This window comes from Kitasatospora sp. NPDC002551, from assembly GCF_040296005.1.
In the GTDB taxonomy this organism is placed as follows: Bacteria; Actinomycetota; Actinomycetes; order Streptomycetales; family Streptomycetaceae; genus Kitasatospora.
In genome coordinates this window covers 1-9,061 of the sequence record NZ_JBEOWI010000110.1, presented here as the reverse complement: position 1 = coordinate 9,061, position 9,061 = coordinate 1, and the positions used below count along the sequence as shown (strand labels likewise).

General features: G+C 71.0%; 10 protein-coding genes. All 10 read left to right on the top strand.

The features are described from left to right. Positions 1 to 72 precede the first annotated feature (72 nt). Positions 73 to 966 (top strand): SRA domain-containing endonuclease, encoded by an 894-nt coding sequence (locus tag ABT093_RS39825; RefSeq protein ID WP_350572399.1) that lies wholly within the window; start codon positions 73 to 75, stop codon positions 964 to 966. Positions 967 to 1,036: 70 nt separating this feature from the next. Beyond that, positions 1,037 to 2,020, top strand: coding sequence for a DUF4007 family protein (locus ABT093_RS39820; protein WP_350572398.1), 984 nt, complete (start codon positions 1,037 to 1,039; stop codon positions 2,018 to 2,020). Next, on the top strand, positions 2,010 to 2,396 hold the full coding sequence (locus tag ABT093_RS39815; protein WP_350572397.1) for a hypothetical protein: 387 nt from the start codon (positions 2,010 to 2,012) through the stop codon (positions 2,394 to 2,396). Before ABT093_RS39820 ends, ABT093_RS39815 begins: the two co-directional genes overlap by 11 nt. Beyond that, complete coding sequence (locus ABT093_RS39810) at positions 2,393 to 3,196, top strand: deazapurine DNA modification protein DpdA family protein (RefSeq protein WP_350572396.1); 804 nt, start codon at positions 2,393 to 2,395, stop codon at positions 3,194 to 3,196. Before ABT093_RS39815 ends, ABT093_RS39810 begins: the two co-directional genes overlap by 4 nt. Next, positions 3,184 to 4,101, top strand: a complete 918-nt coding sequence (locus ABT093_RS39805) for a Mom family adenine methylcarbamoylation protein (RefSeq protein WP_350572395.1) — start codon at positions 3,184 to 3,186, stop codon at positions 4,099 to 4,101. The genes ABT093_RS39810 and ABT093_RS39805 overlap by 13 nt, the downstream gene beginning before the upstream one ends. Before the next feature lie 125 nt (positions 4,102 to 4,226). Beyond that, positions 4,227 to 4,604, top strand: a complete 378-nt coding sequence (locus tag ABT093_RS39800) for a hypothetical protein (RefSeq protein WP_350572394.1) — start codon at positions 4,227 to 4,229, stop codon at positions 4,602 to 4,604. Between the two features lie 154 nt (positions 4,605 to 4,758). Next, positions 4,759 to 5,271: a hypothetical protein gene (locus ABT093_RS39795; RefSeq protein WP_350572393.1), complete on the top strand. Its 513-nt coding sequence runs from the start codon at positions 4,759 to 4,761 to the stop codon at positions 5,269 to 5,271. 280 nt (positions 5,272 to 5,551) lie between these two features. Further along, on the top strand, positions 5,552 to 6,103 hold the full coding sequence (locus ABT093_RS39790; RefSeq protein WP_350572392.1) for a hypothetical protein: 552 nt from the start codon (positions 5,552 to 5,554) through the stop codon (positions 6,101 to 6,103). Between the two features lie 167 nt (positions 6,104 to 6,270). After that, a complete protein-coding gene (locus tag ABT093_RS39785; RefSeq protein WP_350572391.1) occupies positions 6,271 to 6,555 on the top strand; it encodes a hypothetical protein in 285 nt (94 codons plus the stop codon). 281 nt (positions 6,556 to 6,836) lie between these two features. After that, entirely contained in the window at positions 6,837 to 9,032 is a 2,196-nt protein-coding gene (ligA, locus tag ABT093_RS39780; protein WP_350572390.1) for an NAD-dependent DNA ligase LigA, read from the top strand. Positions 9,033 to 9,061 lie beyond the last annotated feature (29 nt).

Here is a 9,061-nt window from a genome sequence, read left to right as displayed (position 1 = left end):
CGCCGGGCGGACAGCCCGGCGGCGCCGTTCCGCGAAACTCCACCTCCAGCACAGCCCGCAACAAGGAGACCCGTGTCCTGGGACCTCATCCCCGGCGAGCACATCGACCGCGCCGACCTCCACGCCCGCTTCGGCGGCCGCATCCACTCCCGCATCAGCCCGTCGAAGCAGAGCCCGAACGTCCACCTGTTCATCACACCGGACGCCGAAGCCAGTTGCCTCGATGGTTGGACCGGCACTCATCTGCACTTCGGCGGGGAGGGCGGACTCGACGGCACCGACCAGACGCTCTCGCAGGGAAACCGCTCCGTCGTCGAACACGAGCAGGACGGCCGGGCACTGCGCGTGTTCCTCCAGCTCCACGGACGACCCGCCCAGTACCTGGGCCAGTATCGGCTGGACCCTGAGATGCCGGTCATCTACGCCGATGCTCCCTTCGACGCACGGCGGCCCCAGCAGGTCCGACGGGCCATCGTCTTCCGGCTGCTGCCGCTGAACGGCGCCCCGACAGGCCTGGGCACCGCCGACCCCATCGCGGAACAGAACACCGTCCGTCAGCTCGGCCCCGGCACCGTCATGAGAGCCGCCTATCCCAGCCCGGCCGAGGAGGCCGCAGGCAAGCTGCTGCGGGCCTACGAGAGCTACGCCCGGTGGGCGTACCAGGCGAAGCTGTCCAGCTTCCGAGTCAAGGTGGCCGGGGCCTTCACCGAACTCCACGTCGACCTGTACGACCTCACCCGCAACGAGCTCGTGGTGGCCCGCGCGACAGCAGCTCGCCCTGTCGTGCGGGAAGCCATCGGAGAACTGCACGACCTGGCCCGCTACTTCGACGCGGAGCCGCGCCGGGTCCTGCTGCTCCCCTCGGCTCCCGACAAGGACCTCACCGAGCTGCTGCACCGCCAGCAGGTGAGCGCCGTCTGGCCCTCCGGCCCCAGGACGTTCGCCCGCTCCGAGGTCCCGGCCTGAACCCCGACCATCCGGGTGCCCTGCCGCCGAGCGGCAGGGCACCGTCCACGACAAGGAGAACCCCGTCCCGATGACGGATCACCCGCCGCTGGCCGGCTGCGTACCGGCGTTCGGCCGCCACCGGACCTACCCCCCGAGGCAGGGATGGCTCCTGAAGGTCCACCACGCCGTCCAGGACGACCCGCTGGTCTTCCGCCACCCCGACGCACCCGTCGTCCTCGGCGTCGGCTCCAGCATGGTGGCGAGCATGCGGTTCTGGGCCGGCGCCTTCGGCCTCGTCGAAGAGGACGCCGCAGGAAGCGGAGCGGTGACGCCGACCGCCCGCGGCCACTGGCTGCTCGACGAAGCCGGCGCCGACCCCTACCTGGAAGAGCCGGCAACCCTGTGGCTGCTCCACTGGTGGCTGCTCAACGGCGCACCCTGCCTCGTCCCGACCTGGCACTACCTGTTCGCGCGCGCCGGACTCTCCACCTTCACCCGCGCCGAGCTGCGCACCCACGTCCGCGGAGCAGCCGAGCGCAGCGGCTGGAAGACGCCGGCGGACGACACCGTCGGCCGCGACATCGCCTGCATCGCGACGATGTACGCCCCGCAGGTCGCTTCCCCCGACCAGCCGCGCGCCGGCCTCGAGGACATCCTCACCAACCCGTTCCGCGACCTCAACCTGCTCTCCACTGCCGCCCCGGGGGAGCATCACCGCGGGGACCGCACTCACGTGCTCAGCGTGAACCGAGGGGCCGGACGGCTCGCTCCCGCCGCCGTCCTGGCGTACGCCTGTCTCGACTACGTCGCTCGCCGCTGCGCACCGACGCCCGGCAGCATCGCCCTCTCGCGGCTGGCCAACGAACCCGGCAGCCCCGGCCGGGTGCTGCTCATCGACACCCGCTCGCTCCACAAGGCCCTCGAACGGGCGGCGCCCCGTCACCCGGCGCTGTCGGTCGTGGAGTCCGCGGCGGGAGAGGCCCTGCTCGCCTACGCGGCGCCCCCTGCGGAGCTGGCCGACGAGGTCCTGGCCGCCGCCTACCGTCGCTCGGCGGACCCCGGTGGCCACTGAGCTCTCCCGGCCGAGCGCCGTCGCCGGTGTGCACCAGCCGTTCCCGGCTCCGGTCTACCGATTCGAGTACGAGCAGCTGCTCGCCGCCGGCGCCCTGGTCGACCGGGCCGGGCGGCCGGTGAGCGGCGCCCCCTGCCCGACCTGCGACTGGCTGGTGGACACCTTCACCTGCCCCGGCTCCCTGCCCTGCCCGCGCTGCTCGGTCAAGGCCGAGCAGCGGTGCATCCGGCCGAGCGGGCACGCAGCCGACCGGTTCCACACCGGCCGCGTCCGCGCCGCCGAGGCCCAGGACCGGGCCCGCGAGGAAGCCGACGACCCGACCCTGCTCGCGCCCTGGCCCGAGCATCCGACACCCGACGAACGGTTCCTGCCATGACCGCCCCCGCCGTCACCCCGACCCCCGTCAGGTTCCACCTGGGCGTCCACCAGCCCGCATGGATGGAGCACCTCGACTTCCCCCTGTTCGTCTCCAACCGGCGGCTGATGAACCGCAAGTCCCTGCCCCGGGCCGCCGGCCCCTGGGCCCTGGACAGCGGCGCGTTCAGCGAAGTCGACCTCTACGGCCAGTGGAAGACCACCGCCCGGCAGTACGCCACCGCCGTCAACCGCTACCACGACGAGATCGGCAACCTCGAGTGGTGCAGTCCCATGGACTGGGTCTGCGAGCCCTGGATGCTGCCCAAGACCGGCCTCACCATCGACGAGCACCTCAGGCGCACCGTCGACTCCGTCGTCGAACTGCGCTCCCTGGGCATCAAGACCCGCGTCATCCCGGTCCTGCAGGGCTGGCTGCGCCCCCACTACCTCCGCTGCGCCGAGATGTACGCCGACGCCGGCATCGACCTCCTGGCCGAGCCGCTGGTGGGCGTCGGCAGCATGTGCCGACGCCAGAACCACTGGCGCGCCTCCCTCCTCCTGGACGAGCTCGCCCGCCTCGGCGGCGAAGGGGCGCCGCTGGTGCCGCTGCACGCCTTCGGCTTCAAGATCCAGGGCCTGACGCTGTCCCGCTCGCTGGCGTCGGCCGACTCGATGGCCTGGAGCTCGGCCGGCCGCAGGGAGCGCGGCTGCAGCCCCACCCACAAGACGGAGAGCAACTGCATGTCGTACGCGCTCTGGTGGAGGAACCACCTGATGGATCGGCTGCAGGACGCGGGGGTGCCGGCGTGCGCGGCGTGACGCCCACCCCGGCGGAGATGCGCGGCATCCTCACCGGCCGGCCGCAGGGCTGGACCCAGCGCTGGAGGTACGGCCTGCCCAGCTGGCGGCACGTGAGCGACGGCGGCTTCCGGCGCGAGCGGTACAGCGTCACCGAGATTCCCGAGGCGCTCGCCCGGTCCTTCATCGAGCACCACCACTACCTGGCCGGCTGGCCCTCGGCCCTCCACCGCTACGGACTGTGGGACCGCGAGCCGCCGCAGGGCGAGGAAGGCCCCGGTCCCGAAGGCGCCGCCCTGGTCGGCGTTCTCGTGCTGGGCTGTCCCATGAACGAACGTGTTCTCACCAGGGCTTTTCCCCACTTGGAGCCGTACTACGAGAGCGCGGAGATCTCGCGCCTGGCGCTCACCGACGACGTGGCCGCCAACGGCGAGAGCTTCTTCATCGCGGCCGCGATGAAGAAGGCCGCCGAGCGCGGCATCCGGGGGGTGGTGAGCTTCTCCGACCCGGTGCCCAGGTCACGGCGTACCCCGAGCGGAGAGATGATCATTTCCAACGGGCACCTGGGCATCGTGTACCAGAGCTGCAACTTCCGGTTCACCGGGCGCGGGACGGCCCGAACGCTCACGCTGCTGCCGGACGGCACCGTCCTGACGGCTCGGTCCCGGGCCAAGCTGACCGGCCGCGAACCCGAGCCTGGAGCCGCAGGGGTGGAAAGCCGGCTGGCCGCTCTCGGAGCGCCGCCTCGCACGGCCGGCGAATCCCCGGCGCAGTGGCTACCGAGGGCCCTGGAGCACCTCGGAGCCCGCTCGGTACGCCACCCCGGCAACTTCCGATACGTCCTACCTGTGGGCCGTACACGGGCCGAGCGATCGCGCACCGTCATTGCGCTGGAGGCGTCGCCCTACCCGAAGCACGTTGCTTAACTCCATGAGAATGCGTATGGTTTCTGTCAGCCGGGCAAGCCGCTCGCCAATCTGGCCCCCTTCCCATCAGGAGTGTCGTGTCCTACATAGCCACCACCGCGTCCGCCCTCGCCCCGGGATACCCCGTGAGCTTCCAGGTGTACGGCGACCACCCCGTTCAGGACTACATCGCCGAAGGCACAGTCACCGCGATCAAGCGGATTGCCTTCGTGGCGACCGAGGTGTCCTTGGACAACGGCAGCACGTACCAGCTGCCGGTCACTCGCCGAGTGCGCGTGTATGCCGCCTTCCTCAAGGACGGGTACGCGAGCGAGGTGGCGAACTCCGGTCCGGCCATCGACTGGCTCGCCGACGCGGCGCAAATCTGGACGGAGAGCCTGACCGACCAGCTCAAGGCGCAGCTCAAGTCCAACACCGAGGCCTTCTTCGCGTCCTGGTGGCCCGGGCGTGACAGGCTCATCGCCGAGCTGCGGGCTCGGGCCGCGCAACAGCGGACTCGGTAAACAGCACCCGTCAGACCTGCAACGCCGCTATTCGCAGCCCCCTCCGCCGACCGCCGGGCAGCGCTCCGGGCGGTCGGCGACACCAGCACGGCCCCGCTGCACCGTCAGCCGCTGCGCGCCTGCCGCAGCACCTCACCCGACTTGGAGCCCAACGATGCCCAAGGCCCTGTCCGACTCCGAGCGTTGCGCCCAGGACGCCGTACTCCGCGCCGCCGAAGACGACCTGAAGCGCGCCTTCAGCGCCTTGGCGACCGCACCCAAGGCCCAAGGGCCGAACCTCGGCGCCACGACCCTTCAGGTCCTTCCGGCGGAGCTCGTCGCCGCGCTGCGCGCCGCCTTTCCCGCTCCCCGGGGCCCCGCTCACGATGTGTACCCCCAGGTTCCGGAGGAGCTGCGCGTGGACCTCCGCGACGCTCTGATCGAGTTCTTCGCGGACCGCCCAGAGCACCCGCTGCCGAGCGCGGTCACGATCATCGTGACCAACGACTACGACGACGGGCCGGCGTGGAGCACCTACGGCGCGACGCTCCACTACGGCCCCCACCTCGCGGTCGAGGCCCCCGACTTCGATCGGACGTTCGTGGCGGACGCCCTGATCGAGATCGGCGATGACGAGCAGCCGTACGGGACGCCGAGCCCCGTCCTCTTCGTGCCGCTGCCCGCCTGAACCAACACCCCGGGGCCGTGCACGCCGCACGGCCCCGGCCATCGCTCCGAGAGGTAGACCGATGACCCCCACCAAGGAGATCGCAGTCGACGTCCCCCGCGACGCCGCACCCCCGTGTCCCGCAGGTGAACCCGATCCCGCCTCGGCCGTGACGCGATGCCCGGACTGCGACGGGAACGAGGGGTGCTGGACATGCTCCACGTGTGCGGACTGCGACGGAAACCAGGACTGCACCACGTGCGGGGGATCCCAGCGCTGCACCCGTTGCCAGGAAACGATCATGGATGACAATCGCGCCGAGAACGGCGACGGCAAGGAGTGCCACTACTGCTTCAACCGGCCTCGGCCCCCTGCTCCCGCCCGGCCGTCGGGCGCCGCACCGGAGTGCCGCATCCCGCTCACCCGGGCGATGCTCACCAAGGAGCAGCTTGAGCCGCTGCTGCCGCAGTTGAGCCGAGACGAGCTGTACGAGCTCGGTAGTTGGCTGCGTGACGCTGCGCACGAACGGGTCGAGCAGGAGCTGCTCCAGGTGTTGCGGGCCATGTGTGCCCGCTGCCCCGACCAGGCCGGCACCAGGGCGACCAGCATCGAGTTCGTGACCTACTCGGACGCCCCGGACGGCATGTACTGGGACGAGGAGGTATGGCTCCTGGCGGATGGTCAGGCATGGCGGTACGAGGGCCCGGAGCAGCACGACGACGCGGCCACCGCGTTGGAGGGCCGGTTCCGGGACCTCCTTGGGGTCTACTCCCGCTTCGACCGGCCGCAGCTCAACGCGAACCTCACCGTGGACCTCTCCAGCGGCGCCTTCGAGGTCACGCCCCCACCGTAGGCACAGAGACGGTCCGTCCGTGGACGGCGCAGAGGTACGCGAGCCCGTCGCCTTCGGGCAGCCGGCACACCGGTATCCGGCTGGTGCGCCGAGGTTGACAGCACTCTTCCCACACCGCCGCGCCGGCCGGAGCCGCGCAGGGCGTCCGCACATGATCGGAACTCCGCATGACCGCGCAAGTGGTGGTCTTCATCGCCTCCAGGAACACAAGCACCACCCACCGGCGGGTGCTCTGGCGGGTGAGCGAAGCGGACGCACGCAAGATCTGCTCCGACGAGCGGACCTCGGGCCGCAACCACATGCTCTGCTGGACCGCCCATTCCATCGACGATCCTGAGATCAACCGCTACGTGCGCGACAGCGGCGCGTACGCGCAGGTGCTGGCCGACCACGACGTCACGGTCCTCCGCTCGCTGGAAGTCCTTGAGCAGCGGGGCGGGAACCAGCACTGAAAGCCAGATCGCCGACCGGTCGCCTGACGAGGCCCAGGGATGAGTCGCCGGCGGCCTTCCAGCGGTCGCCGATGTCTGCACCGCGCTCCCCGGCCCGCCCCGCTGCCAACCTCCGTTGCCGCCGGCCAGCGCCAGGCCGGCGGCCCGGGGAGGCCGCTGCGCGCGGACACGAGGAGACCTGCGGAAGTTCGCCGCGGCTCGGCCACCCCACTTCGGGCGCGCGAAGGATTCGACATCAGACCAAAGTTGCTTAACTCCATGAGTATGTGTATGGTTTTAACGTGTCGCTCGATGCGGCCCTCACCATCCATTCCCGGCTCCACCGCGCGCCCGCAGTAGAGCCGGGCAGCACCGCTCCGACGGAGGAGCGGTCGTCAGCCACCACCGGCAAGAAGGACAAGAACGTGCCGAACACCTTGGCCCCCATCACCGACGAGGACTCCTACCTCCGCGCCCTGGACCAGGCCCGCAGCGCCGCGGCCGCGTACTACGGCGGCGGCGACTCGCAGATGGACGACGCCTCCTACGACCGCCTCATGAGCGCCATCGCCTCCTTCGAGCAGGAACATCCGGACCAGCGCGCGGCCGAGTCACCCACCACCCTGGTGGCCGCCGGGGCGCTGCCCGAGGGATCGGTCGTGCACGCGACCCCCATGCTCTCCCTCGACAACGTCTTCGACGCCGGGGAACTGGCCCGCTGGGTCCAGTCCCTGGGCAAGCGGCTGGGCAGCGAGCCGCGCGGGCTCCACGCGGGCCCGAAGATCGACGGTCTGGCGGTCGCGGCGCACTACCACGAGGGCAAGCTCGTCCAGCTCGTCACCCGGGGCACCGGCACCACCGGGGAGGACGTCTCCCACGCCATCGGCACCATCGACGGCCTGCCGGTCGAGCTGGACACGCCGGTCTCGGTCGAGGTCCGCGGTGAAGTGGTCCTGCTCCAGTCCCGCTTCGAGGAGGCGAACCGTATCCGCGTGGCCCACGGCGAGGACCCCTTCTCCAACCCCCGCAACGCCGCCTCGGGCTCGCTCCGCGCGACCGGCCGGAAGTACACCATCCCCCTCAGCTTCTACGGATACGGGCTTCTGCCAGCCGCCGACGGCGGGACGGACCGAGTGATCCACGAGGAGATGACCCACACCGAGCTGATGAAGGCCCTGGGCAGCCTCGGGGTCCAGACCGTGGACGACACCCCGGTCGGCACGCTGACCTCGCCGCTCATCGCGGATATCCAGGCGTACGTCGAGAAGGTGGCCGCGCAGCGAGCAGACCTGCCGGTCGGGATCGACGGCATCGTCGTCAAGGCCGACCATCCGCAGGACCAGGCCGTCGCGGGCTCAGGATCGCGCGCGCCTCGGTGGGCGGTCGCGTTCAAGTTGCCCGCGTTGGAGGTAATTTCGACGCTCACCGCCGTCACCTGGACCACGGGGCGTACGGGCAACATCGCGCCGCGAGGCGAGGTCGAGCCGGTCGAGATCGAGGGCGTGAGGGTGCAGTTCGCCACCCTCCATAACCCCGGCATGATCGCCAGGCTGGGGCTGCGTATCGGCGACCGCGTCGTACTCCGCAGGGCCGGCGATGTGATCCCGCAGATCCTCGCTCCCATCACCTCGGCGCGTACCGGTCAGGAGACGCCGATCGAGCTGCCCACGGTCTGCCCGGGCTGCGGAGGCGAGATCGACAAGAGCCAGGAGCGCTGGAGGTGTCTGAAGGGCCGCGCGTGCAACCTCGCGGCGTCCATCACCTACGCCGTACAGCGCGACGTCCTCGACATCCAGGGCATCGGACCGAAGGTCGTGGCGCAGCTGGTCGCGCAGGAGGCGGTCCAGGATGTCGCCGACCTGTTCACCCTCACGCTCGGCCAGCTCACCGAGGCGACCGGCAGCGAGAAGACCGCTGCCAAGATCCTGGACCGCATCGCCGCGGCGAAGCAGCGGCCCCTCGCCCGGGTGCTGTGCGCCCTGGGGGTCCGGGGGACCGGACGGAGCATGTCCCGGCGGATCGCTGAGTTCTTCGGCACCATGGCGGCCATCCAGGCGGCGTCGGCCGCCGAGCTGCGCCAGGTGGAGGGGATCGGCGCGGAGAAGTCGGCCTGGATGCTGGCCGAGCTGGCGGAGCTGGAGCCGGTGATCGCCAAGCTCGCGGCAGCGGGCGTCAACCTCGGCGAGCCCAAGGACAGCGCCCTGGCGACCGGCTCCTCCGACTCCAGCCAGGACGTGGGCGCGGGCCTGCCGCTGGCCGGGAAGACGATCGTGGTGACGGGGGCCATGACCGGGCGCCTCGAACCGCTGTCGCGCACCGGAATGAACGAGCTGATCGAGAAGGCGGGAGGCCGGTCTGGGTCCAGCGTCTCGAAGAAGAGCACCAGCCTGGTCGTCGCCGGAGACAAGGCCGGCTCGAAGAAGGAGAAGGCGAAGCAGCTGGGCATCCCCGTCATCGGGCCGGACGAGTTCGCGCAGATGGTCAGCGCCTACCTGTGACCGCGAGGTGGGGGCCGGGCGCGGCCCGG